The following is a 26704-nucleotide window of genomic DNA, read 5'->3' on the forward strand; positions in this document are numbered from 1 at the left end:
TCGGTCTCAGGCTGCCTGTTTGGCCGTGACAAAAGCCGCAAGGCTGGCCACGTTGGAAAAGTGATTGCGAGTGTCTTTGGCATCGGCGTCTATTTTGATGCCGTAGGTTTTTTGAATCGCCAGGCCCAGCTCAAGTGCGTCGACCGAATCCAGCCCCAGGCCATCGCCAAACAGGGTTTGTTCGTCACCAATGTCGCTGACGCTGATGTCTTCGAGGCCCAGGGCATCGATGATCAGCTGTTTAATGTCGCGTTTCAGATCGCTCATCTGTGGCGAGCTCCTTAATAAAGTAGTCATGCACGAAGTCATTGAGCAGGCGCGAGGCTTTAGGCGGCGGGCCAAGCGCGGTAAAGGTGTCTGGATCTATATCGGCACCGACACGAATACTGAAGTGCACGCGCCGATAGGGGATGCGGTACCAAGGTTCAGCCTTGGTCAGCGTGGTGGGGCTGACCTTGATCACCACCGGGGTGAGGATTTTCGCACCCCGCAGTGCTATCGCGGCGGCGCCGCGATGAAAGGCAGGTGCCGTGCCCGGCTGCGTGCGGGTGCCCTCCGGGAAAATGATCAGGGTCTGGCCTTCCTGCAGTGCTCGCGCGGCGTTATCGAGCATGTCGACGCTGCCATCGTTGCTGATGTACTGCGTGGCGCGCACGGGGCTGCGGGTAAACGGGTTTTGCCAAAGGCTCTCTTTGACCACGCAATTGGCGTTTCTTACCAGGCCGATCAAAAAAACCACGTCGATAAGCGACGGGTGGTTGGCAATGATCATCTGCCCGGGTCGCCCGAGCCGTGCGGCACCTTGTACGTCATAGGTCAGCACGCCCATGCGGGCCATCGTGCGGATAAACAGCCAGAACAGCCGGCTGACGGTTGCACGGGCACGTTCGCGGTGACGAACGGCGTTTCCGGGCAGGCAACCGAGCACCGGGAAAATCATGACCCGCAGGCACAGGCATCCGAGACCGAACAGTGTAAAGCTGATCGCCGTGGCGATCAGGCGCCAGACATAAGCATCGCGGTGCTCGCTCACAGGCTGTATTGCCAGTTCCATACGCGGTCTTTCCAGGCGTGCTGGAATGACGCCTGTCCATCGAACAGGTGGCGCAACAGGTTCAGGCTATGGGGCCACGGGGCTTTTTCGATGCCGGTGGTCGTGCTTGCGAGGGAGACCTGCCATTGCGTCCCGGGGGTCAGCAGCAGGCCGACGGCGTAAGGAAAGGGCACATCATCAATCCATTGGGCGTAGGCGTGCGGCGGTTGCTCTTCGGTGATGATCAGCAGTACGGCGGGCGCGCCTTCATTCAACAGCGCGCAGGCCTCGATCAGGCCATGCTCCAGGCCATCTCCGGCAGCGGCAATGGCCGTCATCTCGCTGGTTTCGCCCCGCATGATCGACCACAGGCCAATGACCGCGTTGTGCACCGAGAGGCTGAATTGTGTCGGGGACAGGGGCTGGCTGGCAGCGAGGTCGCTGAGGATGTCGAATGTGCGCGGGGTTTCGCCGTGGCGTGAGGCGAAGACCAGTGGCAGTGCCTCGTGGCCTTGTGCCAGTGGCCAGCCGACGCTGAATGCCATCCGTGCCAGGCGGCTGAGGCGACGGCGTTGCATGGCGGGTAGAAACGAGACATCAGGTGCTGCGTTGCTGGCGGCGAGTACGCTGGGTTGCTGGCTCCAGGCTTGCCAATCGGCCACGCTGTCGAGGCCCGGAGCCCAGGCGCGCCACGCGGCGATATTGAAATTGATCACTGGAGTTTCATCCCGCCCTTGCAGGCTTCCTTGATGCGAAAGTGGGCATCAGTCGATGCCACACCTGATACAGAATGGCGACATTATCCCGGTGCAGTTGGCTTGTAGCAAATATTGCTTACATTTCAAGTATGGTTTTTGCGTGATCTGAAAAATATAAGACTAATGCTTCCCATATGGCGGATATGTTCGACGACTATTGCGGTTAAATCTCTAATAGATGTAAGGCATTTCTCTGCGAGGTAGCTAAGCCGCACAAAGGCAATCTACACTCGGGGACACATTGGTACACGGAGGTTTTGAAATGCGTCGCGTGGTGTTCAACCAAAAAGGCGGTGTGGGTAAATCCAGCATCGCGTGCAATCTGGCTGCGGTCAGTGCCAGCGAGGGCTACAGGACGTTGCTGGTGGATCTGGACGCCCAGGCCAACTCCACTCAATACCTGACCGGACTCACGGGCGACGATATCCCGATGGGGATTGCCGACTTCTTCAAGCACAGTTTGTCAGCCGGGATCGGTTCGAAAAAAAATCGTGTCGATATTTACGAAACACCCTTTGAAAATTTGCACGTTGTCACCGCCACGGGCGAACTGGCTGATTTGCAGCCAAAGCTTGAAGCCAAGCACAAGATCAACAAGCTGCGAAAACTGCTTGAAGAATTGTCCGAAGACTATGACCGCATCTATGTCGACACACCTCCCGCATTGAACTTTTACGCCGTTTCGGCGTTGATCGCGTGTGATCGGGTGCTGATTCCATTTGATTGCGACAGTTTTTCGCGTCAGGCGCTTTACGGGCTGCTGGCTGAAATCGAAGAACTGAAAGAAGACCACAACGAAGACCTGCTGGTCGAAGGCATTGTGGTCAATCAGTTCCAGGCCCGGGCCAGCCTGCCCCAGCAAATGCTCGATGAGCTGATCGCTGAAGGGCTACCGGTGCTGCCGATGTACCTGAGCAGCTCCGTGCGGATGCGCGAGTCGCATCAGGCCTGTCAGCCTTTGATCCACTTCGACCCGCGGCACAAACTCACTCAACAGTTTGTAGAGTTGCACGATTATCTGGATCAGAACGCTTAGGCACTGATGCCCTGGCTGCGCAGCCAGGCGGTCAGTTGCTGCAACGGCAGCGCACCGCTCTGGCGAGCGACTTCGCGGCCATTTTTAAACAGGATGAGGCTAGGGATGGAGCGTATCCCCAATTGTCCGGCCAGTTGTTGATTGGATTCACTGTCAAGTTTGGCCAGTCGGCATTTGCCGATCAGTTGGCTGGCGGCTTGTTCAAATACCGGGGCAAAGGCTTTGCACGGTCCGCACCATTCGGCCCACACATCCACCAGCAGCGGCAGGTCGCCCTTGATCTGGCTGGGGTAGTCGGTTTGTTTAAGATCGAAGGGCTTGGCGAGCAGTACCGCATTCTTGCAGCGCCCGCATTTGGGGTGCTCGCCGATGCGCTCTGCGGGAATACGGTTAAGGCCGTTGCAGTGTGGGCAGGGAATCAGCAGCGGTTCGGTCATCGGTCGTTCTCTACAAGGGGGCTCATGAGCGTGCAGTTCAGCAGATGATTGCTCAACCCGCCACTGGCGTCAGCGGCCAGATCCAGGGAATCACCAGCATTGCCACTATCAGCATCAGTACATTCAGCGGGATGCCGATGCGCAAAAAGTCGCTGAATTTGTACCCGCCTGCGTTATACACAAAGGTGTTGGTCTGGTAGCCAATCGGCGTTGCGAAGCTGGCGCTTGCAGCGAACATCACGGCCACCACGAAAGGTCTGGGGTCCACACCCATCTGTTGCGCTACACCAATTGCGATCGGCGTCAGCAATACCGCCACGGCATTGTTGGAGAGGATCTCGGTGAGCAGGCTGGTCAGTAAATAGACAAACCCCAGCATCAACAGCGGTCCGGCATTGGGGATGGCGGCCATGGTCTGGTTGACCACCAAATTGATCAGGCCGACTTTTTCCATCGCAATGCTGATGGCCAGCATGCCGAAAATCAGGCTCAGGATTTTCCAGTCCACCGCCTTGTAAGCGTCCTGCACATCCAGGCAGCGTGTGGCGACTACCGTCACTGCGGCGATGAGTGCCAGCCCTTCGATGGGCATGACTTCCAGCGCCGCAAGAATCATCACCGCCAGCGTCGAAATAATCGCAATCGGTGCTTTGTCGCGGCGATAAGCGCGCTCCAGGACGGTATTGAGGCTGATCAAGTCGCCATTTTCGGCGAAACGACGGATCTGGCTGGGCGTGCCCTCAACTAGGATCACATCGCCAAATTGCAGGTGCAGATCGTCGAGGTTGCCTTGAATGTTTTCGTCCTGGCGATGCACCGCGAGCACTGCAATGCCGTAACGCGCCGTCAAGTCGAGGTCGCGCATGGGGCGGTGGCTGTAGCGCGAGTTACGGCCCACGATGGCTTCGGCCAGGATCACGTCGTGGTTGCTGATGGTTTCGAACGCATCACCACGGTTGAAGGCCAGCACGCCGCTTTCGCGCAGCTCGACCACGTTCTGTACCTGCCCGTGCAGCACCAGGCGATCGCCGCTGCGCAACTGGGTGGTGGGCTCTGGCGTGGAAAGCTCTTGCTCGTCACGGAAAATCTTCAGGACTTGCAGGCCGCTGCCACCATTGAGATTGGCTTCAGTCAGGGTTTTGCCGATCACGGGCGAATGGTGGGGCACCAGCAGTTCGCTCATGAAGGTGCGAGTCAGGTCCGGGCGCAATTGCTTGGACAGGCTGTCGCGATCAGGTAGCAGGCGGTTGCTGAAAATCATCAGGTACACAAAACCCACGGCGGCAAACATCAGCCCGGCCTGAGTGATTTCGAACATGCCGAAGGGTGCGAGCCCGGCTTTGCGTGCAACCCCGTCCACCAGAATATTGGTCGAGGTGCCGATCATCGTCAGCATCCCGCCCAGTACCGTGGCGTAAGACAGCGGGATCAGCAGCTTGGACGGCGAACTGTGGGAGCGCTTGGCGAGGGCAATCGCCACCGGCGTCAAAATGGCCACCACAGGGGTGTTGTTCAGGAACGCCGAAATGACCAGCGCGGTAATCATCAGTCCGCCGAGCACCCGCAGCGGTTTGTCGCCTACCAGGTTGCCCAGCCAGTTGCCCAGGGCATCAATGCAGCCGGTACGCTCCAGGGCGGCCGAGAGCACAAACATGCAGGCAATCGTGGCAGGAGCCGAGTTGCTGAGCACACTCAACACTTCGTGGGGCGTCAGAATCTGCGTGACCAGCAGGGCGGCAACACCAATGGCGGCTACGACATCGGCGCTCCACTTCTCGCGCACAAACGACACCAACAACCACACCAGCAGAGCGGCAACAAACAGCAGGGGGAGCGAGTCCCAGGACATGGGTCTTCCTTAATGCAACGAATCTCGTATGAGGTATCGGGCAGGCCAGAGCCGCCGCGCGGGCGTCACCATAATCAGGGCGGGTTAGTTCGTCTAAGACTGTTTAGGCAGGTTGATATGCGATTTTGTTATGGCAGGACGAGGCGACGTATTTGCTCATACAGTCCTGAGCCGGCTGCGCAGCCCTTATCCAGGCTTTGAAGCGAGACAGCGACAGCACCATTGGTCAGGGGCAGGTTATCGCATATTGCGATTGAGTGATCCCTGACTTAACCTCCATAGCAAGATGCGATAGGGACGTTGCATGCGAGTGATAACAGCCAAGCGTATTTGGGAAGCGAAAGAACAATGAACGCATTGATCGCACAGGCGGCAGAGCACTGGAAGTTCGTGGCGCCTTTATTGCGCAAACCGAAAACCGAAGCAGATTACGATGAGTTGGTCGCAGCCCTCGACGGGTTGACCGACTTGATTGGCGACGATGAGAGTCACCCCTTGATGAGCCTGGTGGACATCATCGGTGACTGGGTTGAAGCCTACGACCTCGAGCATCGGCCGATGCCCAAGGTCAGTGGCGTCGATGTGTTGCGCTCGGTGATGCAGGAGCACGGGCTGACTCAAAGCGACTTGCCGGGCGTGGGTACCCAATCGGTGGTGTCCGAAATTCTCAGCGGCAAGCGCCAGCTCAACGTTCGGCAGATACGCTGGCTGGCGGACTACTTCAACGTGCCTGTGGATATGTTTATCTGAGGCTTTGCATTACGACGAGCAACTGATTTCCAGGTGCTTGCCCCATTCAGGCGGGCGCTCGGCATAGGTTTCCATGCCCGGTTGCTCGGTGAAAGGTCGGGTCAGTACGTTGTGCAGGCGCTGCACTTCGCTGTAATCCCCGGCTTGGGCGGCATCGATGGCTTTTTGCGCCAGATAGTTGCGCAGGATGTACAGCGGGTTGACCCGGTGCATGCGCTCACGGCGTGCGCTTTCATCACTCACGCCTTCACGGGCGACCCGTGCAACGTACTGCGCTGCCCATTCATCAAAACCCTTGAGGTCGACAAACTCGTCACGCAGGCGGGACACGGCCTGCTCTGCTGGCAAGTCACCCAGGCGGCGGAAGAACAGGGTGTAGTCGATGCTGCTGCCTTGCATCCGTTGCAACAGGGTTTCGATCAATTGTTGATCACCGTCTTCGGCGGTGGTCAGGCCCAGTCGGCGGCGCATCAGGTCGGTGTAGTGCGCTTGATACAGCGGCAAGTACAGCCCCAGGGTTTCGCGCAGGGCTTCAACGCTGATGAACGGCGTTAGGGCCTGGGCCAGTGCGCTGAGGTTCCACTGGCCGATAGGCACCTGATTGCTGAAGGAGTAACGCCCTTCGTGGTCTGAGTGGTTGCAGACGAAATTGGCGTCGAAGTCGTCGAGGAAGGCGAACGGTCCAAAGTCGAAGGTGATGCCCAGAATCGACATGTTGTCGGTGTTCATCACGCCGTGACAAAAACCGTAGGCCTGCCACTTGGCAATCAGCTCGGCGTTACGCTCGACGATCTCGCGGAACATCGCCAGATAGGGCTCGGGTTGCTCCAGGCACTCGGCAAAGTGCAGGGCCAGTACATGCTCGCCCAACTGCTTTTGCTGCTCGGGGCGCTTGGTGTAGTAGAAGTATTCGAAATGCCCGAAGCGCACATGGCTGGGCGCCAGGCGCAGGACCATGGCCGCGCGCTCCTGGGTTTCACGCCACACCGGGGTGTCGGAGCCGATCACGCACAGGGCGCGGCTGCTGGGAATGCCCAGCGCGTGCAGCGCCTCGCTGGCGAGAAACTCGCGGATCGATGAGCGCAGCACGGCGCGACCATCGCCCATGCGCGAGTAGGGCGTCATGCCGGCACCCTTGAGGTGCAAGTCCCAATGCTCGCCCGCCTCGTTATAGACCTCGCCCAGCAGCAGCCCGCGGCCGTCACCCAGTTGCGGGTTATACGAGCCGAACTGATGACCGGAGTAGACCATGGCGCGGGGTTCGGCGTCGGCCCACAGGGTGTGACCGCCAAACAGCTGGGCGAACACCGGGTCCTGGGCCACGGCCGGGTCGAGGTCAAGCAGCGCCATGGCGGCATCGCTGGCAACCACCACGCGCGGTGCGTCGATGGGCTCGGGCAGCACGTGAGTTGAAAACGCGTCACCCAGTCGAGCGAAACGGTTATCAAAAGTCAGTTCGTCGAGGGCTTTCAATGACCGTCTCCAGTAAGCATGTTCAAGGGTGGGAGCGGGCTTGCTCGCGATGGTATCAACGGGCTTGGCCAGTTAAACCGATTCGCCTGCATCGCAGGCAAATCAGCTCCCACAGAGGTTGCATCAGCCTTGAGTCAGTCGAGCTTGCCCAACTGCGGCTTTTGCGGGGGTGGTGTCGGCTCGGGCGGAACTTCCGGCCCTACGGGCACCAACTTGTATTCCTGACCCTGCAAGTTCTTGAGGTACACCTCCATCTGTTGGAACGAGATGTTGATGTGGTGATTCTTGAACTCGCGGTTGATAAAGCGGTTTACCTCGTCGATCACCGGGTTACGGTCGCCCAGGTCACGGACGTGCATGCGCAGTTCGTGGTCCAGGGTGCTGGCGCCGAAGTTGAGGAAGTACACGTGCGGCTCAGGGTCTTTGAGTACACGGGGGTTCTCTTGTGCAGCCTTGAGCAGCAGGCTTTTTACCAGGTCCAGATCCGAACCGTAGTCCACACCCAGTTTGAGGGTGACGCGGGTGATGGTGTCGGTCAGGGACCAGTTGATCAGTTGCCCGGTGATAAAGGTCTTGTTCGGGACGATGATGTCTTTGCGGTCGAAGTCGGTGATGGTGGTCGCACGGATGCGGATCTTGCTCACAGTGCCCGACAGGTTGCCGATGGTGATGGTGTCGCCAATCCGCACCGGGCGCTCGAACAGAATCATGATCCCGGAGATGAAGTTGGCGAAAATCTCCTGCATGCCAAAGCCCAGGCCCACCGACAGCGCGGCGACCAGCCATTGCAACTTGTCCCAGCTCACACCCAGGGTCGACAGGGTGGACACGAAGCCTACGCCGATGATCACGTAAGTCAGCAAGGTGGTGGTGGCGTAGGCGCTGCCCTGGCCCAGATCGAGGCGAGACAGCACCAGCACTTCCAGCAGCCCGGGCAGGTTGCGCGCCAGGGCAATACTGATGCCGATGATGACCAGTGCACCGATCACGTCGCCAATGCTGATGGGCACCATGCTCATGTTGGCGCCGGTGCCGCTGGTGTACTCGTACAGGGTGATGTTGTCGAGGTAGGAGAAGACCGAGATCAGGTCGGCCCAGACCCAGTACAAAATGCCGATAAAGCCCGCCAGCAGGGCCAGGCGAATCAGGCGCAGCGATTGTTGGTTGACCTGTTCGATGTCCAGGGTCGGTTCTTCAATGATGATGTCGTTGCCTTCGCCGGCTTCCTTGGCCGCCTGGCGTTTGGCCAGTGCGCGTTGGTAGGCCAGGCGCCGTGCCGCCACCGCCAGGCCGCGCACGAAGGCCGCTTCGACCACCAGCCAGAGCATCAGCAGGTAGAGGGTGTTGATCAGTCGGTCGCTGAGTTTGAGCGCGGTGTAGTAGTAGCCAAAACAGACGGCAACGAACAATGCCAGCGGCAACAGCGCAAAGGCAAAACCGAGCAATTTGCGCAGGCGATAGGCTTTTGTCGCTGTCTCGAAGTCGTTGAGCAGCAGGCGGCACAGCAACCAGGCCATGGCGGCATAACAACTCAACACCACAAGGATGCCCAGTACGTCATCGGCCAGTGCAGCGGGTTGTTGCTCGGCAAAGGCGACCACGGCCACCAGGGCCAGGACGACAAAGCCCAGCTTGCGAATCCAGTTTTGCAGGAACGCGACCAGCGGTTTTTCCCAGCGGAAATGCAATTCGGCCACGCCACCTGGCGCCAGAATCCGGTAAGCGGTGTAGAACACCAGCCAGGCTTCGGCCATCTGGATCAGGGCCGCGCCCGTATTGGCGTTCATGCCACGGGCATCGGTTTGCAGGGCATAGCCGCACAGCGCCAGAGCCAGCGAAATAGGCATCGCCAGCAGGATATTGATCAGAATGGCCAGTGGCGTATGCCATTGGCTGTCGCGCTTGAAGTGACCAATGTCCTGATGGATTTTGTTCAATTTGCTGTAGAGGTAACTGCGCTTCCACAGCAAGGCCGCCACCACCAGCAAGAACGGCAGGAACAACAGCGGTCTCTGCACCAGGCCTTCTGCCAGCTCACTGACGCTGGAGCCCCACGGCAGGGTGGTGACTTGCTGTTCCAGCTGGCGCGGGGCAGTTTCCAGCCACTCCAGATCCAGGGGCTTGTTGCTGGGAATCCAGAACATTTGCTCGTCCAGCGTGGCACGCAGGCTCTGGGCGGTGCTGAGCAGTTGCTTCTGGTTCAGTTGCAGCGTGATCGATTCGTTGAGCAGGGAGCTCAACTCGCGATTCAGGCGGTCCAGCAAGTCACTGCGGGTGTTGACCAGTTCGAGCAGGGTCTTGCGCAGTTGAGGCGTGACTTGATCGGCAGGCTGGGTCGACAGCAGGTTGTCGACGTAGGACGTCGGGTTGCTGATCAGCTCCCGTTGCTGGTTGATTTCAAACTGATACAGACGAATATCGGCGATTTCGTCTGCCAGGTTCTTGTCCATTTTCTGCAGGCGCGGCAGGGCCTGTTTCTGCTTATAGAGAATCTTGGACAGCAGCAAACTGCCCTTGAGCACGTTGATCTGCTCGTCCAGCGCCTGATCGCTCTGGGTGACGTTGTCCAGTTGCTGCTTGGTTTCGAGGTTCTGCTGGGTGACTTCATTGAGACGGTCGGTGCTGCGTAGCAGGTAGTCGGAAAGCTTGAGGTTGATCGCGCTTTCGGTCGCCAGCAGGCTGCTGCTGCCGGACTTTTGCGCCTCGATGGATTGTTCGGTCACGGTCTGCTGTGACTGCGCCAGACGCTTCTGGTTGATCAGGGTTTGCAGCTCCTGGATTTCCTGATCCTGACGCGTGGTTTTTTCCAGCAGCAAGTCATGCTGGCTGCCGCTCAGGTCTTGCAGCAGGCTGTTACCGGCCAGCTCCTGGCGGCGCAGGGCGATCAGTGCGGTGAGCGAGGCCACTTCGGCGTTGAGCTGGTTGCGCTGATCCGGGGTGAGCAATTTGCCATTGTCACGCCCGGTTTTCAGGATGTTGTTGATCTGCTGAATACGCGTCTGGCTGGTGCTGATTTCGGCCTGAGCCCTTTCCGGGCGGGTTTGTGCGGCAATGCTCTGGCTGTTGGCAATGGCCAGGGCTTTTTGCAGCTCGCCCTGCTGGGTCGTGCGTTCAGCCAGCATTTGCTCCAGCTGCGGCACGGCCAAATCACTGTAGCGCTGGGCCACCGGCAGGGCTTTGCTGGCCTTGAGGCGGGCCAGTTCACGCTGGTTTTCGCTGGTCTGGCGCGGCGCATTGCTGAGCTGTTGTTTGACGTCGTTCAGGCGCTGTTCGTAATTGGCTTTGTTGTCCAGCAGGGTGAGGGTTTGCTGGAGCACTGCCTGCAGGGCTTTCTGGTCTGCATCTGGCAGCTTGCGATCGGCAATTTTGTCCAGGCTTTGCTGCACCGATTCGGAGGTAGGCGGTTCGGCCGCGTGTAGCGTGCCGACACAAAGGCTCAGACCGAGCAGGACTGTTGCGATGAACGTGCGCAGAGTTGGCATAGATACCGGTCAGACAAAGGTCAGAAAGTTGGAGTTTAGAGGAACAGCCCGGGCCCCGGTGCACTTCCTTCGGGGAATCTGACGCCCACTTTGGCTATCTTGTTCCCCTCCATCACGGCGACTGTCCAGATGGTGTTGTTCCACTCCACCTGATCGCCGACCACCGGCGCGCCGCCGACCTTGTGCGCAATAAAGCTGCTGAGCGGAATGTTGGGGTCGATGCCGTCCAGCTTCAGGCCATACAACGCCGACACAGCGCCCAGCTGGGCGTCGCCTTCGAGCACAAAGTCGCCAAAAAAGCGCAGATCCAGGCCACGGCTCGGAGGCTGGCTGAACAGTTTGCCCAGGGCAGGCAAGTTGTGTTCGTGACCGATGACGCACAGCAAATCGCCAATTTCGAGGGTGGTGCTACCCGACGGGTGGAGCAGTTTCTGATCGCGAAACAGGGCCGCGATCCGGGTGCCCTCGGGCATTTTCAGTTCACGCAGGGCCGCACCGATGCACCAGTTTTGTGCGTCGAGGCGGTAAACAAACAGTTCCCACTCGCTGGTCACGTGAACTTCGAGGGCTGAGCGCGAGACCGGTGCCAAGTCCGGGGGTACGGTCACTTTGAGCAGCTTGGCGACCCAGGGCAGGCTGGTGCCTTGCACCAGAAGGGACACCAGCACGATAAAGAACGCCAGGTTGAAATACAGCTGCGCATTGGGCAGCCCGGCCATCAGCGGGAACACCGCCAGAATGATCGGTACCGCACCGCGCAGGCCCACCCAGGCAATAAAGGCCTTCTCGCGCCCGTGGAACGCTTTGAAGGGCAGCAGGCCCACCATGACCGACAGTGGGCGTGCGAACAGGATCATCCACAGGGCCAGTGCCAGGGCCGGAATCGCGATCGGCAGCAAGTCGTGTGGCGTGACCAGCAGGCCCAGCACCAGGAACATCCCGATCTGGGCCAGCCATGCCATGCCGTCGAGCATGTGCAAGATGCCGTGACGGCTGCGGATCGGGCTGTTGCCGATCACCAGGCCGCACAGGTATACCGCGAGGAACCCGCTGCCGTGCAGGGCGTTGGTGAGGGCAAAGACCACCAGGCCGCCTGCGATGACCAGAATCGGGTACAAGCCGTTGGCCAGGTTGATGCGGTTGACCATTTGCAGCATCAGCCAGCCGCCAGCCAGCCCGACAGCACCGCCGATACCGAACTCACTCAGCAGGTTGAGCAGCAGGCTCCAGTGCAGGCCGGTCTCGCCGCTGGCGAGCATGTCGATCAGGGTGACGGTGAGAAACACCGCCATCGGGTCGTTGCTACCGGATTCGATCTCAAGGCTGGCCGAGACCCGTTCGTTCAGGCCCTTGCCGCCCAGCAGCGAGAATACGGCTGCGGCATCGGTCGAACCGACAATAGCGCCCACCAGCAGGCCCTGGATCAAATTGAGGTTGAACAGCCAGGCGGCCATCATGCCGGTCAGCCCGGTGGTGATCATTACCCCCACGGTCGCCAGCGACAACGCAGGCCATAACGCCACGCGGAAACTGGAGACCCGCGTACGCAGGCCGCCGTCGAGCAAAATCACCGCGAGGGCGAGGTTGCCCACCAGATAGGCGGTGGGGTAGTTGTCAAAAATAATGCCGCCGCCATCGACACCCGCTGTCATGCCCACCGCAAGGATGATGACCAGAATCGGGATGCCCAGACGCGAGGACAGAGAACTTACCAGAATGCTTGCACCTACCAGCAACGCGCCGATCAAGAACAGGCTGTTGATGGTCGTCGCATTCAAAGGCAGTACTCCAGAAAGCTCAAAAGACAGGGCGCAAACGGCTCATGCAGTCTGCGTGCCAGCGATTCTAACCTGCGTTATTGGCGGGCTGTCAAAAAGGTTTTGAATGAAGGGTGTCTGGCCTGTATTTGGGGGGCGGGACTGATCTTCAGGCATAAAAAAACCGGGCAACCCCTTCGGGTGCCCGGTTTTTTATTACCCGATCAAACCATCAGCCGATGGTCATCAAGCTCGCGTTACCGCCAGCAGCAGCGGTGTTGACGCTCAGTGCGCGCTCGATCACCAGGCGTTCCAGGGCGATGTTGGTTTCGCCTTGGGACAGACCTTGCACGCCAACGATGGCGCCTGCGCGCTGGGCCACTTGCTTGCACACGTCACGCAACTGATCACAGTCACCGTGGTGCAGGACGGCGTCGAAGATCACGTCGTCCTTGGTCCAGTCAGCCACCAGGGTGATGCGTGCCTGCACCTCTTTTGGCAGACGGGCGTACAAGGCCTTGGCCAGTTCGCTTTGCGGCAGTACCGCGTTGCTGCCCACGGCCAGTACGGCAGCCAGTTGGGTCAGCAGGTCGCTTTCCACTTCAGCCAGGCACAACACGTGTTCGCGCGGCAGAATGGCGTAGCTGTTGCGTTCGCCGGTCGGGCCGTTGAGCAGGCGAGTGATGCCGCTTTGCGAGTGCGCAGCGTACTCGGTGCACAGTTCGGCCAGCGCCGGTTGCTGGTTGCCGGTTGCCCAGGTGTGCAGGGCGCTGAGCGGTTTGCTCAGGGCTTCGCGAGCCTGGGTATCCGGCGCGCTGATGGCATCGACCTTGGCGAACGATTGCTCGATCGCATTGCCCGGGCGGGTCGACAGCAGGCGGTACAGGTACAGCGGGCCACCGGCTTTCGGGCCTGTGCCCGACAAGCCTTCGCCGCCGAACGGTTGCACGCCGACCACGGCACCCACGATGTTGCGGTTGACGTAGACGTTACCGGCGTTGACGTTGTTGACCACTTTGGCAATGGTTTCGTCGATGCGGGTGTGTACGCCCAGCGTCAGGCCGTAACCCGAAGCGTTGATCTGTGCGATCAATTGGTCGATGTCTTTGCGCTTGTAGCGCACCACGTGCAGCACGGGCCCGAAGATTTCACGTTCCAGCTCGTCGAAGCTTTCCAGTTCAATCAGGGTCGGCATGACGAAGGTGCCGCGCTTGCATTCTTCGATGTCGGCAATGGCCATCTGGTAAACAGTGCGGCCTTTGTCGCGCATGCCCTGGATGTGTTGCTCGATCCCGGCCTTGGCTTCGGCGTCGATCACCGGGCCAATGTCTACGTTCAGGCGTTCAGGATTACCCATGCGCGATTCGGCCATGGCGCCTTTGAGCATTTCGATGACGCGGTCTGCCGAGTCTTCCTGCAGGCACAGTACACGCAGGGCCGAGCAACGCTGACCGGCGCTGTCGAAGGCCGAAGACACAACGTCGATAACCACTTGTTCGGTCAGCGCCGAGGAGTCGACGATCATGGCGTTCTGGCCGCCGGTTTCGGCGATCAGCGGGATAGGACGGCCTTGAGCATCCAGGCGGCCTGCCACGTTGCGTTGCAGCAATCGTGCAACTTCGGTGGAGCCGGTGAACATCACGCCTTTGACCCGATCGTCGCCGACCAGGCGTGCGCCAACCGTTTCACCACGGCCCGGCAGCAACTGCAGCACGCCTTGCGGGATGCCTGCTTCGAGCATGATGCGCACTGCCTGGGCGGCCACCAGCGGGGTTTGTTCCGCAGGTTTGGCCAGTACCGGGTTGCCGGCAGCCAGTGCCGCAGCCACCTGGCCGCTGAAGATGGCCAGCGGGAAGTTCCACGGGCTGATGCAGACCACCGGGCCCAGGGGGCGATGGGCATCGTTGGTGAAATCGTTGCGAGCCTGTACCGCGTAGTAACGCAGGAAGTCGACGGCTTCGCGCACTTCGGCGATGGCGTTGGCAAAGGTCTTGCCAGCTTCACGGGCCAGCAGGCCCATCAGTGGCTGGATCTCGCCTTCCATCAGGTCGGCGGCGCGTTCCAGGATCGCAGCGCGTTCGGCGGGCGGGGTGGCCTGCCAGATCGGTGCGGCGCTCAGGGCGCACTGGATAGCGTTGTCGGCGTCTTCAACGGTGGCTTCTTGCACATAGCCCACCACGTCACGCAGGTCGGCCGGGTTGAGTACCGCCGCAGGCGTTTCGCTGCTGGAATCGCAACCGAGCATCGGCGCGGCTTTCCAGTCGTTGTGGGCTGTGGCCAGCAAGGCGCAGGACAGCGACGCCAAGCGGTGTTCGTTGGACATGTCGATGCCGCTGGAGTTGGCGCGTTCGCTACCGTACAGGTCACGCGGCAGCGGGATGCGCGGGTGCGGCAGGCCGAAGCCGCCTTCGGCCGTGGCCATCTGCTCAATCTGGCTCACCGGGTCGGCCACCAACTGGTGGATCGCGATGGTGTGGTCGGCGATGCGGTTAACGAACGAGGTGTTCGCACCGTTTTCCAGCAAGCGTCGAACAAGGTAAGCCAGCAGTGTTTCGTGGGTGCCGACTGGAGCGTACACACGGCACGGACGGTTCAGCTTGCCTTCGGAGACTTTACCTACAACCTGTTCGTAGAGCGGTTCGCCCATGCCGTGCAGGCATTGGAACTCGTACTGGCCCGGGTAGTAGTTCTGACCCGCGATGTGGTAAATCGCCGACAACGTTTGGGCGTTGTGAGTGGCGAACTGCGGGTAGATGGCTTCGGGTACGGCCAGCAGTTTTTTCGCGCAAGCGAGGTAGGACACGTCGGTGTACACCTTGCGGGTGTAGACCGGATAGCCTTCCAGGCCTTCGACCTGGGCGCGCTTGATTTCGCTGTCCCAGTACGCGCCTTTCACCAGACGGATCATCAGGCGATGACGGCTGCGGCGAGCCAGGTCGATCACGTAGTCGATCACGTAAGGGCAGCGTTTCTGGTAAGCCTGAATCACGAAGCCGATGCCGTTCCAGCCCGCCAGTTGCGGCTCGAAACACAGGCGCTCCAGCAGGTCGAGGGAGATTTCGAGGCGGTCAGCTTCTTCGGCGTCAATATTGAGGCCGATGTCGTACTTCTTGGCCAGCAAGGTCAGCGACAGCAGGCGCGGGTACAGCTCGTCCATGACGCGCTCGTACTGGGCGCGGCTGTAGCGCGGGTGCAAGGCCGACAGCTTGATCGAAATGCCCGGGCCTTCGTAAATGCCACGGCCGTGGGACGCTTTGCCGATCGAGTGGATGGCTTGCTCGTAGGACGCGAGGTACTTCTGGGCGTCATGTTCGGTCAGTGCAGCTTCGCCGAGCATGTCGTAGGAATAACGAAAGCCCTTGGCTTCAAAGCGCGTGGCGTTGGCCAGGGCTTCGGCGATGGTTTCGCCGGTCACAAACTGCTCGCCCATCAGGCGCATGGCCATGTCGACGCCCTTGCGGATCATCGGCTCGCCGCTTTTGCCGATGATGCGGCTCAGGGAGGAGGTCAGGCCTGCTTCGTTGTGGGTCGATACCAGCTTGCCGGTCAGCAACAGGCCCCAGGTCGCGGCGTTGACGAACAGCGAAGGGCTGTTGCCCAGGTGCGGGTGCCAGTTGCCGGTGCTGATCTTGTCGCGGATCAGGGCGTCACGGGTGCCTTTGTCCGGGATACGCAGCAGCGCTTCGGCCAGGCACATCAGCGCCACGCCTTCCTGGGACGACAGGGAGAACTCTTGCAGCAAGCCTTGCACGATACCGGCGCGGCCACCGGCGCTCTTCTGATTGCGCAGTTTTTCGGCAATCGAGGCGGCCAGGGTCTGGGTGGCTTCGGCCATCGGGGCTGGCAGGCGCGCTTGCTCCAGCAGCATCGGGACCACTTCGGGTTCCGGGCGGCGATAAGCGGAGGTGATCGCGGCACGCAGTACGGACTGGGGCAGGATGCTTTCTGCAAATTCCAGGAAGCACTGATGCGCGTGATCGGCGTGCACGTCGTCGGCGTCATCGCTGGCGCTGCCAGGGATACCGCTCAACTCGGTCAGGGTTGCACCACCCTCGAGTTTTTCCAGGTAATTGAAGATTGCCTGCTTGATCAGCCAGTGAGGCGTGCGATCAATCGAGGTCGCGGCAGCCTTGAGGCGCTCGCGGGTAGGGTCGTCAAGTTTGACCCCAAGGGTGGTGGTAGCCATATTTTTATCCTCATGGGTGCCACATTTGCGTGGCAGCAGCTGGCGGCAAGATTAGCGCTGCGCTGAAAGAGGTGCAACCTAGTGCAACCCGTTTTTTTGCGGATTGTTCTACGCTTCGTCAGGAATTTTTGAACAGGGTGCTGCGGTCGCACTGACGTGGTGCTTTTTAATTGGTTTTGCGCGGTTTTAGCTCCGAAAAGGAGCAAAAACACCGAATTGAGGCGAAATGGCGACAAGGTGCAACTTGTGCGGTAGAAACTGGTTGCACCTTATTTGGTTTGTTGCATAGCATTCGCGCCCAAGGTGCAACCTGCTAAAAGACGGGTTCATCGGCTGATGGGTTTCCTGGGGAAACATCAGTCATAAATGCGCGGCAAGGTTGATCGTCTCAAACAGGACGTTTGTGAGCGTACGGCCAGACCGCCGCTAAACATAAAAACAATGCCAGGGCTTTATCAATGAGTGTTAGTAACCCAACCCTGATCACGTTCGTGATCTATATCGCGGCAATGGTGCTGATTGGCCTCATGGCCTATCGCTCCACCAACAACCTTTCTGACTATATTCTCGGTGGCCGCAGCCTGGGCAGCGTTGTCACTGCATTGTCTGCTGGCGCCTCCGACATGAGCGGCTGGTTGTTGATGGGTTTGCCGGGCGCGATCTACATGTCCGGTCTGTCGGAAAGCTGGATCGCCATCGGCCTGGTGGCCGGTGCTTACCTGAACTGGTTGTTTGTTGCCGGTCGCCTGCGGGTGCAGACCGAGCACAACGGTGATGCGCTGACCCTGCCGGATTACTTCTCCAGCCGTTTTGAAGACCACAGCGGCTTGCTGCGGATTATTTCGGCCATCGTGATTCTGGTGTTCTTCACCATCTACTGCGCTTCCGGCATCGTGGCCGGTGCCCGTCTGTTCGAAAGCACGTTCGGCATGTCTTATGAATCAGCCTTGTGGGCCGGCGCTGCGGCGACCATTGCCTACACCTTTATCGGCGGCTTCCTGGCCGTGAGCTGGACTGACACCGTTCAAGCCACCCTGATGATTTTTGCGCTGATCCTGACGCCCATCATCGTACTGCTGGCCACTGGCGGCGTAGACACGACGTTCCTGGCCATCGAGGCCAACGACCCAAGCAACTTCGACATGCTCAAGGGCACGTCCTTTATCGGCATCATCTCGCTGATGGGCTGGGGCCTGGGTTACTTTGGCCAGCCCCACATCCTGGCGCGTTTCATGGCCGCTGATTCGGTCAAGTCGATTGCCAACGCACGTCGCATCTCCATGACCTGGATGATCCTGTGCCTCGCCGGTACGGTGGCTGTAGGTTTCTTCGGTATCGCTTACTTCTCGGCTCACCCGGAAGTGGCAGGTCCTGTGAACGAAAACCCTGAGCGCGTGTTCATCGAACTGGCCAAGTTGCTGTTCAACCCGTGGATTGCCGGTGTACTGCTGTCGGCCATCCTGGCTGCGGTAATGAGCACCCTGAGCTGCCAGTTGCTGGTGTGCTCCAGCGCACTGACCGAAGACTTCTACAAATCCTTCCTGCGCAAAAACGCCTCCCAGCTTGAGCTGGTATGGGTGGGCCGGATCATGGTGTTGGTGGTTGCCTTGATCGCTATCGCGATGGCTTCCAACCCGGAAAACCGTGTATTGGGCCTGGTGAGCTACGCGTGGGCAGGCTTTGGTGCTGCGTTCGGTCCAGTGGTACTGATCTCGGTACTCTGGAAAGGCATGACCCGTAATGGCGCATTGGCCGGTATTTTGGTGGGTGCGTTTACCGTGATCGTGTGGAAGCATTTCGCACTGTTCGGCCTGTACGAAATCATCCCGGGCTTCATCCTGGCCAGCCTGGCCATCGTGCTGGTGAGCCTTGCGGGCAAAGGCCCAAGCAAGGGCATGGTTGAGCGCTTCAATGCTGCCGAGAAGGATTTCCAGCAGAACCACTGATCGGGTAAGCGCATGCGCTGACTTGAAGGTGTACTGAAACGGCCCGTCTCCAGGTGAGACGGGCCGTTTTTTTTGCCTGGGCCTTGCTCACCGTATCTCGGAAAAACGGCCTGCCACCTGACGTCAGGTTGTGTACAAGGTAAACTTCGCCCCCTGCGCAGGAGCAACCATGAACTATCGTCACGCCTTCCACGCCGGCAACCATGCCGACGTCTTCAAACATATCGTCTTGACCCGCCTCATCGCCCTGATGTCGCGCAAAGAGCAGCCTTTTGCCTACCTCGATACCCACGCCGGTATTGGTCTGTACGACCTCAAGGGCGATCAGGCCAGCCGTACGGGTGAGTATCTGGAAGGCATCGCACGGTTGTGGGGCCAGAAAGACCTGCCTGCAGTGACTGATGACTACATGCAAGTGCTGCACAAGATGAACCCCGATGGCGAGTTGCGCTATTACCCGGGTTCGCCGGAGTGGGCGCGTCGCCTGACCCGTTCCCAGGATCGCGTGCTGTTGAACGAAAAACACCCCGAAGACGGTGTGTTGCTCAAAGACAACATGAAAGGCGATCGCCGTGTAGCCGTGCATTTGGGCGAAGGCTGGCATGTGCCGCGGGCGCTGCTGCCAGTGGCCGAGAAGCGTGGGCTGATGTTGATCGACCCGCCGTTCGAGAAGCTGGACGAGATGAAACGCTGCGCGGAATCGTTGAAAGATGCGATCAGCCGTATGCGTCAGACCGTGGTGGCTATCTGGTATCCGATCAAGGACAAGCGCCAGTTGCGTCGTTTTTATCAGGACCTGGCGGGTTCAGGCGCACCGAAACTGCTGCAGGTCGAATTGTTCGTGCATCCACTGGACACGCCCAACAGCCTCAATGGCTCGGGTTTGGCAATTGCCAATCCGCCTTGGGGTCTGGAAGAAGAGCTGCGTGAACTGCTGCCGTGGCTGGCCAAGAAACTGGGGCAAACCCAGGGTGGCTGGCAGATGGAATGGTTGATCGCGGAAAATAGCTGAAAACCAATGTGGGAGCGGGCTTGCTCGCGATCGAGGCGATGCGGTGTAACAGAAACACCGAGTCGCATCGCGAGCAAGCCCGCTCCCACCGGTTTTTGTGCTACATCAAATCGGGCAGGTCACGCCGGTGCCGCCAATGCCGCAATAGCCTTGCGGGTTTTTCGCCAGGTATTGCTGATGGTATGCCTCGGCGAAGTAGACCGTAGGCGCCTGCTCTATTTCAGTGGTGATGGTGCCCAGGCCAGCCTTGTCCAGTTCAGCCTGGAACACTTTTTTGCTCTCCAGTGCCTGCTCAAGTTGTTCAGGGGTGGTGCAGTAGATCACCGAGCGGTACTGGGTGCCGATGTCGTTGCCCTGGCGCATGCCCTGGGTCGGGTTATGCAGTTCCCAGAACATGGCCAGCAATTGCTTGTAGCTGACGATTTCTGGTTCGTAGACCACCAGCACCACTTCAGTGTGGCCGGTCAGGCCCGAGCAGACTTCTTCGTAAGTCGGGTTTGGTGTGTAGCCGCCCGCATAGCCCACAACGGTGCTGACCACGCCTTCACGTTCCCAGAACTTGCGTTCTGCACCCCAAAAACAGCCCAGGCCAAAAATCGCAAAGTCCACATTCTTCGAAAACGGGCCCAGTAGCGGCTCGCCGGTGACGTAGTGGGTTTCCGGCAGCTGTACGTGGGTGTCGCGGCCCGGCAGGGCTTGTTCTTTAGTAGGGAGCACGTTTTTATTCACCAGGATTTCCGAGCGCAAGACCATGGTTCAAGTCCTCTCAGTCAGAGTGTAGGAAGTCAGGCCGCTAGTGTGCCCGAGTGTTGCCGCGCTGTCAGGCCACGGGGCCACGGGGGTAACGCTTGAGCTTTTCTATCAGTTCGCTGCCGGGGATCGGGCGATCGAACAGATAGCCCTGACCCACATCACAACGATGGCGGCGCAGGAATGCCAACTGTGCAGCGGTTTCAATGCCCTCGGCAACCACTTTGAGCTTGAGGTTGTGGGCCATGGCGATCACGGCGGAGGTGATCTCCATGTCGTTCTGGTTGTCGGGGATGTCTTTGATGAAGCTGCGGTCGATCTTGATGATGTCGATCGGAAATTTCTTCAAGTAGCTGAGCGAAGAGTAGCCGGTGCCGAAATCGTCCATTGCCAGGGTCAGGCCGAGCTTCTTCAGCTGATCGAGTTGCAGGCGGGTGTCGTCAGTGGCCTCCAGCAGCAAGCCTTCGGTCAGTTCCAGCTCCAGCAGTGCGGCCGGGAGCTGTTCTTCCTTGAGGATGCTGGCAATCGAGGCCACCAGGTCCGGGTCGGAAAACTGCTTGGGTGAGACGTTGATCGCCACTTGCAGATTACCCAGCCCGGCCAGGCTCAGTTGCTTGCTCATTCGACAGGACTGGCGGGCGACCCATTTGCCGATGGGAATGATCAGCCCTGTTTCTTCGGCCACGCTGATGAACTGGTCCGGGCGGATCATTCCGTTCTTGGGGTGGTTCCAGCGCAGCAGGGCTTCCATGCCCAGCAATCGCCCGGTGCGAAGGCACAGCTTGGGCTGATAAAACACTTCGAGTTCATTTTGCGTGAGGGCACGGCGCAGGTTGTTTTCGACAAACAGCTTGTAGCTTGCTTCGGCATTCAGGGCTTCAGTGAACACTTGCACCTGATGCTTGCCGCAGGCTTTGGCCTTGTGCAGCGCCAGGCCTGCGTTGCGCATCAGGGTTTGCGGGTCACGGCCGTGCAAGGGGGCACAGGACACGCCGACCGAGCCGGTAACGCTGATCAACTGGTTGTCGACGAACATCGGTTTGTCGAGGGTCATCAGCAGTTGGCTGGCAATCTGCTGGCCGGTCACCAGGTCTGTGTCGTCCAGCAGCACCGCGAATTCATTACTGGCAAAGCGCGCCAGACCGTCGCTGGGGCTCAGGCTGTTGCGCAGGCGGCGGGCCAGGCTGATCAGCAGCTTGTCACCGGTCTGGTGGCCGAGGCTGTCGTTAATGCGTTTGAAGTTGTCGATGTCCACCAGCAACAGGCAAACCTGTGTGCTGCTGTTGCGGGCGAAACGCTCGTCGAGGCTGCGGATAAAAGCCGGGCGATTGCCCAGATTGGTCAGGTTGTCGGTGTAAGCGAGGCGCTCGATACGCTGCTGCGCCAGCTTGGCGTCGGTGATGTCTTCATAAATACCGATGTAGTGGGTCAGTTCCCGGTTGTCGTCATAGACCTTGGAGATCGACATCTGGCCCCAGTAGGGTTCCAGGTTTTTACGACGACTTTTGAACTCACCTTGCCAGCTGTTGCCATTGCTCAGGCTTGAATGGGCATCGAAGAGTAACTCGCTGAGGTTTTCCAGCGCAGGCAGCTCGGACAGCTTGTGGCCCTGGACTTCCTCGGTGCTGTACTGGGTGATGGCGGTAAAGCTGGGGTTTGCGTATTCCACCACGCCGTCGCAGTTGACCAGCAAAAAGGCGTTGGCGCTTTGCTCGACCGCACGCTGGAACAGGCGCAGGGCGTTGGTGGCGGCCCGTCGATTGTGGTTGTTGATGACCTGGGCAAACTGGTCGGCCAGTTCGCCGGCAAAGGCGATTTCATCCGCCTGCCAGATGCGGGTTTTGCCGATTTGTTCCAGGCACAGGACGCCGACGACCTGCCCATCGATGCGTATGCCCGCATCGAGCATGGCACTGGCTTCGCATCGCCCCAGGCTTTCCACCAGCTTGCGGGTACGCGGGTCGCGGCTGGCATTCTGGGCGTCGATCGAGCGGCTGGTGTGCAAGGCTTCGAGGTAGTCGGGGAAGAGGCTGGCGTCGAAGATATCTTGCGCGATGTGGGTCTGGGTCGCGTGCTGGAAAGCTGAAACCGGCACCAACTGGCTGCCTTCGAGGTTCCACAGGCTGGCCCCGTCGATTTGATAAATGTCGCAGGCACTGCGTGTGATCAGTTCGGCGGCTTCTTGCAGCGAGTTGTGCTGGCTGTACCGGTGACGAGCCAGGCGCAGGATTAAATCCTGCTGGGCGCGGACGCGCTCCAGGTGCTGGAGCTGATCGTGTTGGGCGCGCTGATTGAGTGCCAGTGCGATTTGCAGGCGACTGTTTTGGGTCTCAAGCTCGGCCACAGGCGCCGGCAACGGGCTGGCAGCGCTGTCTTCAACCGCCAGCAGGTAGCCGCGCAAGAAGTGACGGTTGTGCTGCTTGTACGCTTCGCCCAGCTCCATCAGGTTCAGTGGGCCGAGAGCGGTGTGCAAGGTGTAATGCACCACGTAGTGGTGGCTGGTTCTGAGCTGGTACTCAATGGCATCGTGCAGCCGATAGCGGGCCTGGGGCTCCATCAAGCTGGCATAGGGCGAGCCAACCAGCGCGCACAGCTCTGCCGCGGGTACACCAAATTGGCGTTCGCAGTGAGGGTCGAGGTAGAGCATGGCCCAGCTGGCTTCGTTCAGCCGTTCGAAACGCAGCATGCCAAGTCTGGAAGGCACGGGGAGCTGGGTTACGACCTCGGCTGCCATCCGCGGGGCAGCATCGGGTTGGCTTTTCATTGGGGCACTCGCTTCACAAATGCGGATTGCGCACGGGCTGTCACCCTGTTTCTGTGGTTTGCGGCAAGGTTGCATCATGCTCACGGCGCTGACAAGTGAACATAAAGGCTAAGTGCTATAGGGGCTTATCGGCCGGCCAACAGATTTCTGCAGGCCGACCCACAAGGTTTAGCACTTATGTCAGCGTAATGGTCGTTGACTCGATGATTTGGCCATTTTTATTGTGAAAATCGACCTTGAGCTTCTGGCCTTCAATGGTCAGGCAGGCGAAGTTGTCCTCGCTCACCACTCGGCTGGTGAGCGTGAGCGAGTAAGTGCCTGTACCGATCGTCGTCAGGGGGCCGTTGACGATCAGGTCACTGGCTTTGGCATACGGCAGCAGCTTGGTATTGCACAAGGGTGAAGACACGATGCTGTGTACGACAAACCCCGGGCTTTTGCTGTGGCGCAGTTGGCAAGTAAGAGAGCCATGAATGTCACCGGAGACGAACACCACGTTTTTGATGGCGTTGGAGCGAATGGTTTCAAGTATCCGGTTGCGCTGTGCCGCGAATGCCTTCCAGCCGTCATCGCCGCGCTGTTGATCGGGCATGAACATGACGCTGCTGACGATGAACTTCACCTTGGCGGTGCTGTTGATCAGCCATTTCATCAGTGCGTATTCCTGTTGGGTGCCAATCATGCTTTTGGCATTGCCGGACAGGGTGCGTTCAGTGCGGCAGTCCATGACAAACCAGTCGATATCGCCGTCGCCAAATGAGTACCAGTAGTGCTTCAGATCGCGGTTGATGCGTCCATCGGGCCGCAGTTCGTGTGCGGGACCGTGGCTGCATTGATAGATCTCATAAGCCGTCATGGCGTTGTTGTAGAGCTTTCGATCAGTGTTGTTCTGGTTGGCTGGCCAGTTATCCTCGATTTCGTGGTCGTCGAGCATCATGTAGGTCGGCGTGCCCGACATCAGGTTGCGGATATGGGGTTGTGAAAACGCCGCCTGGTATTTTTTGCTGATGGCAGCGAATTCTCGGTCTGGCAACAGGACATTCAGGTCGTCGACATACACCTGGTCGCCGGTCATCACGACGGCATCGAGGGGCCGCTGCTGGTTTAGCGAGCCAATGGCGCTGAAGATTCTGTCCCCCAGTTCGGGGGCCGAAGGTATGCCTGCCGTCAGCCTGAGGTAGCGGCACGAGCCTGTGACATAGCGACGTATACGATTGGGTTGGTTGGACGTGGTCTTGAAGGTGTAAAGGTGTAGCGGCCACTTGAGCGGGATCTGCTTGACGGTTTCGGGTGTGTGGTCCTGGCGCTCGGTGGAGAACCAGCCCGCCTGGTATTCGTAGCGGGTGTCGGCGCTCAGCCCGCTCAGGACCAGAGTGTCGGACATGTCGAACTCAGTGCTCAGCCTTGAATACACGCCTGCTGACCACTGGCTTTGACCGACCTTTCGATGCCGGATGCCGGCGAATACAGCGTTTTTTTTATCGGATGCGCCGCGTACAAAAATACGGGCGTGTTGTGCAGTGGTAAATCCCAGAATCGGGCCTACGGTAGGTCTGTTCACATCGAAATCCTTTCTGATGTAAGGCGCTATTTGTCGCGCGGTTAAAGTCCTTTGGTTAACCGTAGGAGTCGCAGGGGGAAGCTACCCACTCCTGGATTCTGCGTGGGTTGTAGTGCGGCGCTGGTGCGAGTGGTGGGAGATTGTGTGCATGGGAATGGCTAAATCGCAGGCAAAAAAAGCCCCGCCAAATGGCGGGGTTGAGGTACGAGCGTGGCGCTCGGAAAACAGTGCGCTACCCCGGCCTTCGGTGAGGAAGGCCGGGGCGGGGCTTACAGCAGGATCGTGCGGATGTCGCCCAGCAACTGGCTCAGACGCTGGGTGAAGCGTGCAGCAGCAGCGCCGTTGATCACACGGTGATCGTAGGACAGCGACAGTGGCAGCATCAGCTTCGGCTGGAAGGCTTTGCCGTCCCAGACAGGCTGGATGGTTGCCTTGGAAACGCCGAGGATCGCCACTTCCGGTGCGTTGACGATCGGCGTGAAGCCGGTGCCGCCAATGTGACCGAGGCTGGAAATGGTGAAGCACGCGCCTTGCATGTCGTCTGCGGTGAGCTTCTTGTCGCGGGCCTTGGCAGCCAGCGCAGCCGCTTCAGCAGCCAGTTGCAGCAGGCTCTTCTGATCAACGTTCTTGATCACAGGGACCAGCAGGCCATCCGGGGTGTCAACGGCGAAGCCGATGTTGACGTACTTCTTGCGGATGATCGCTTTGCCGCTTGGCGCCAGCGAGCTGTTGAAGTCCGGCATTTCCTTGAGCAGGTGAGCGCAGGACTTGAGCAGCAGAGGCAGTACGGTCAGTTTCACACCGGCTTTTTCTGCGACGGCTTTTTGCGCGACGCGGAAGGCTTCCAGCTCGGTGATGTCAGCCTGGTCGAACTGAGTCACGTGCGGGATGTTCAGCCAGCTGCGGTGCAGACTCGACGCGCCGATTTGCATCAGGCGAGTCATGGCCACTTCTTCAACTTCGCCGAAGCGGCTGAAGTCCACAACCGGGATTGGCGGAATACCGGCACCGCCGGTAGCGCCTGCAGCCGGAGCTTCCTTGGCCTTCTGCATCATGGTTTTGACGTAAGCCTGCACGTCTTCCTTGATCACACGGCCGTGTGGGCCGGTTGGGCTGACCGCGCTCAGCTCGACGCCGAATTCGCGGGCCAGTTGACGCACGGCCGGGCCGGCGTGAACTTTGGCACCCTTTGGCGCAGGCGCGGCGGCCGGGGCAGGTGCTGCCTCGGCTTTGGCGGCCGGTGCCGGGGCAGCAGCAGGCGCTTCAGCTTTTGCCGCAGCAGGAGCAGCAGCCTGGGCTGGAGCGGCTGGCGCAGCAGCGCCGGCAACCTTGAGCTTGAGGATGAAATCGCCAGTGCCGACTTCGTCATCCAGCTTGACCGAAATGCTCTCAACCACACCGGCGGCTGGCGATGGAATTTCCATGCTGGCCTTGTCGGATTCGAGGGTGATCAACGATTGATCAGCCTCAACGGTATCGCCGGCCTTGACCAGGACTTCGATGATTTTGGCCTTGCCCGACGAGCCGATATCCGGGACATGGATGTCCTGGATGGTGGCAGCGGCAGGTGCAGCCGGGGCCGCAGGGGCAGCAGCAGGGGCAGCAGCAGGTTGCTCGGCTGCGGCCGGAGCCGCTGCAGGGGCTGCAGCTTCAGGCGCCGCAGCGGCGCCCTCGACTTCCAGTTCCAGCAATTCGTCGCCTTCTTTCAAGCGGTCGCCCAGCTTGATCTTCAGGCTTTTGACGATACCGGCTTTAGGAGCAGGGATTTCCATGCTCGCCTTGTCCGATTCCAGCGTCAGGATGCTCTGATCGGCTTCGATACGGTCGCCGACTTTTACAAACAGCTCGATGACTTCACCGTCGCCGCTGCCGATGTCAGGTACTCGAATGAGTTCGCTCACAAATATTCT

The 26704-nt window shown here is 59.5% G+C and carries 17 protein-coding genes; 4 read left to right on the forward strand and 13 right to left on the reverse strand.

Annotated elements, in window-relative coordinates:
- Positions 1 to 6: 6 nt before the first annotated feature.
- From AC19YQ_RS05855 to AC19YQ_RS05865, 3 genes are read right to left on the reverse strand one after another with little or no spacing between them, the layout of a single operon-like run.
- Complete coding sequence (locus AC19YQ_RS05855; RefSeq protein WP_133076714.1) at positions 7 to 267, reverse strand: phosphopantetheine-binding protein; 261 nt, start codon at positions 265 to 267, stop codon at positions 7 to 9.
- Positions 242 to 1054, reverse strand: a complete 813-nt coding sequence (locus AC19YQ_RS05860) for a lysophospholipid acyltransferase family protein (protein ID WP_500594769.1) — start codon at positions 1052 to 1054, stop codon at positions 242 to 244. Before AC19YQ_RS05860 ends, AC19YQ_RS05855 begins: the two co-directional genes overlap by 26 nt.
- Positions 1030 to 1749: a beta-ketoacyl synthase chain length factor gene (locus AC19YQ_RS05865; protein WP_500594770.1), complete on the reverse strand. Its 720-nt coding sequence runs from the start codon at positions 1747 to 1749 to the stop codon at positions 1030 to 1032. Before AC19YQ_RS05865 ends, AC19YQ_RS05860 begins: the two co-directional genes overlap by 25 nt.
- Positions 1750 to 2053: 304 nt before the next feature.
- Between AC19YQ_RS05865 and AC19YQ_RS05870 the strand changes: the two genes are divergently transcribed.
- A complete protein-coding gene (locus AC19YQ_RS05870; protein ID WP_133076711.1) occupies positions 2054 to 2827 on the forward strand; it encodes a ParA family protein in 774 nt (257 codons plus the stop codon).
- Here the strand turns inward: AC19YQ_RS05870 and trxC are convergent.
- Both trxC and AC19YQ_RS05880 read right to left on the reverse strand, forming a co-directional pair.
- Complete coding sequence (gene trxC, locus AC19YQ_RS05875; protein WP_133076710.1) at positions 2824 to 3264, reverse strand: thioredoxin TrxC; 441 nt, start codon at positions 3262 to 3264, stop codon at positions 2824 to 2826. The two genes, AC19YQ_RS05870 and trxC, sit on opposite strands and share 4 nt — an antisense overlap.
- 52 nt (positions 3265 to 3316) lie before the next feature.
- Positions 3317 to 5113 (reverse strand): SLC13 family permease, encoded by a 1797-nt coding sequence (locus tag AC19YQ_RS05880; RefSeq protein ID WP_500594771.1) that lies wholly within the window; start codon positions 5111 to 5113, stop codon positions 3317 to 3319.
- Between the two features lie 348 nt (positions 5114 to 5461).
- On the opposite strand from AC19YQ_RS05880, the gene AC19YQ_RS05885 reads away from it, so the two are divergent.
- On the forward strand, positions 5462 to 5863 hold the full coding sequence (locus AC19YQ_RS05885) for a helix-turn-helix domain-containing protein (protein WP_133076707.1): 402 nt from the start codon (positions 5462 to 5464) through the stop codon (positions 5861 to 5863).
- A 9-nt stretch (positions 5864 to 5872) separates the two neighbouring features.
- Here the strand turns inward: AC19YQ_RS05885 and selO are convergent, their stop codons facing one another.
- The 4 genes from selO to putA form a co-directional block, all read right to left on the reverse strand.
- Positions 5873 to 7336 (reverse strand): protein adenylyltransferase SelO, encoded by a 1464-nt coding sequence (gene selO / locus AC19YQ_RS05890; RefSeq protein ID WP_500594772.1) that lies wholly within the window; start codon positions 7334 to 7336, stop codon positions 5873 to 5875.
- A gap of 134 nt (positions 7337 to 7470) precedes the next feature.
- Positions 7471 to 10818 (reverse strand): mechanosensitive channel MscK, encoded by a 3348-nt coding sequence (mscK, locus tag AC19YQ_RS05895; protein WP_500594773.1) that lies wholly within the window; start codon positions 10816 to 10818, stop codon positions 7471 to 7473.
- Positions 10819 to 10853: 35 nt separating this feature from the next.
- A complete protein-coding gene (locus AC19YQ_RS05900) occupies positions 10854 to 12596 on the reverse strand; it encodes a potassium/proton antiporter (protein WP_133076704.1) in 1743 nt (580 codons plus the stop codon).
- A 211-nt stretch (positions 12597 to 12807) separates the two neighbouring features.
- The gene (gene putA / locus AC19YQ_RS05905) at positions 12808 to 16761 is read right to left on the reverse strand and encodes a trifunctional transcriptional regulator/proline dehydrogenase/L-glutamate gamma-semialdehyde dehydrogenase (protein ID WP_500594774.1); all 3954 of its coding nucleotides are present in this window, start codon (positions 16759 to 16761) and stop codon (positions 12808 to 12810) included.
- Positions 16762 to 17219: 458 nt separating this feature from the next.
- Between putA and putP the strand changes: the two genes are divergently transcribed.
- Both putP and AC19YQ_RS05915 read left to right on the forward strand, forming a co-directional pair.
- Positions 17220 to 18707 carry a sodium/proline symporter PutP gene (gene putP, locus AC19YQ_RS05910; protein WP_133076701.1) on the forward strand — a complete coding sequence of 496 codons (1488 nt, stop codon included), beginning with the start codon at positions 17220 to 17222 and terminating at the stop codon, positions 18705 to 18707.
- Between the two features lie 169 nt (positions 18708 to 18876).
- Positions 18877 to 19719, forward strand: coding sequence for a 23S rRNA (adenine(2030)-N(6))-methyltransferase RlmJ (locus tag AC19YQ_RS05915; RefSeq protein WP_339474855.1), 843 nt, complete (start codon positions 18877 to 18879; stop codon positions 19717 to 19719).
- A 105-nt stretch (positions 19720 to 19824) separates the two neighbouring features.
- On the opposite strand, the gene msrA is transcribed toward AC19YQ_RS05915, so the two are convergent.
- From msrA to aceF, 4 genes are all read right to left on the reverse strand, one after another.
- Positions 19825 to 20472 (reverse strand): peptide-methionine (S)-S-oxide reductase MsrA, encoded by a 648-nt coding sequence (gene msrA / locus AC19YQ_RS05920; RefSeq protein WP_133076699.1) that lies wholly within the window; start codon positions 20470 to 20472, stop codon positions 19825 to 19827.
- A gap of 67 nt (positions 20473 to 20539) precedes the next feature.
- On the reverse strand, positions 20540 to 23233 hold the full coding sequence (locus AC19YQ_RS05925) for a putative bifunctional diguanylate cyclase/phosphodiesterase (protein ID WP_500594775.1): 2694 nt from the start codon (positions 23231 to 23233) through the stop codon (positions 20540 to 20542).
- A gap of 175 nt (positions 23234 to 23408) precedes the next feature.
- A complete protein-coding gene (locus AC19YQ_RS05930; RefSeq protein WP_500594776.1) occupies positions 23409 to 24794 on the reverse strand; it encodes an alkaline phosphatase D family protein in 1386 nt (461 codons plus the stop codon).
- 269 nt (positions 24795 to 25063) lie between these two features.
- Positions 25064 to 26695 (reverse strand): dihydrolipoyllysine-residue acetyltransferase, encoded by a 1632-nt coding sequence (aceF, locus tag AC19YQ_RS05935; protein ID WP_500594777.1) that lies wholly within the window; start codon positions 26693 to 26695, stop codon positions 25064 to 25066.
- Positions 26696 to 26704: the final 9 nt, after the last annotated feature.

The sequence above is a fragment of the Pseudomonas sp. MF06569 genome (assembly GCF_059862735.1).